This is a genomic window from Pseudodesulfovibrio sp. JC047 (assembly GCF_010468615.1).
Classification (GTDB): Bacteria; Desulfobacterota; Desulfovibrionia; order Desulfovibrionales; family Desulfovibrionaceae; genus Pseudodesulfovibrio.
In genome coordinates this window covers 1-516 of record NZ_WUEH01000077.1, presented here as the reverse complement: position 1 = coordinate 516, position 516 = coordinate 1, and the positions used below count along the sequence as shown (strand labels likewise).

The following is a 516-nucleotide window of genomic DNA, read 5'->3' as shown; positions in this document are numbered from 1 at the left end:
CGGGAGTTAGACAATGACCAAATTGAAGGAGTTACTTGATATTTGCGGACTCTCACAGCGAGACCTGGCGCGAGGATTGGACCTCTCTCCGGCAGCCGTGAACGATATCGTCAACCACGACCGGTGGCCGAAAAAGACGAAGAAAACCGATCTTCAGGCCGCTATTAGGAAGGAGTTGCGCAAGGTTAATGCGAATAAGAACAAGGTCAAACACCTGTTTCGTAAATCTCGTGCAAAGGTAAAAACAAAATCCGTTGAAAGTAAAACGAAGGAGGAAAGTATTATGTTGTTGAGAAAGCAAGGGTTGTTCCCTGAAACAAAACGTCATTTTGGTTTGATGGACAACCCATTCGGCGAAGTTCAGGGCCACAAGGATGTATTCCTGAGCAACGAAATCCGTTACGTCCGCGAGGCTCTGTACCACACGGCGCGGCACGGCGGATTTATGGCCATCGTCGGAGAGTCCGGTTCCGGCAAGTCCACCTTGCGCCGAGACTTGATCGACCGCATTGCCCG

1 pseudogene is annotated in these 516 nt (G+C 50.4%); it reads left to right on the top strand.

Features of this window, described 5'->3' with window-relative positions:
- Window positions 1–13: 13 nt before the first annotated feature.
- A pseudogene (locus tag GO013_RS17565) lies at window positions 14–516 on the top strand (AAA family ATPase); the annotation flags it as partial.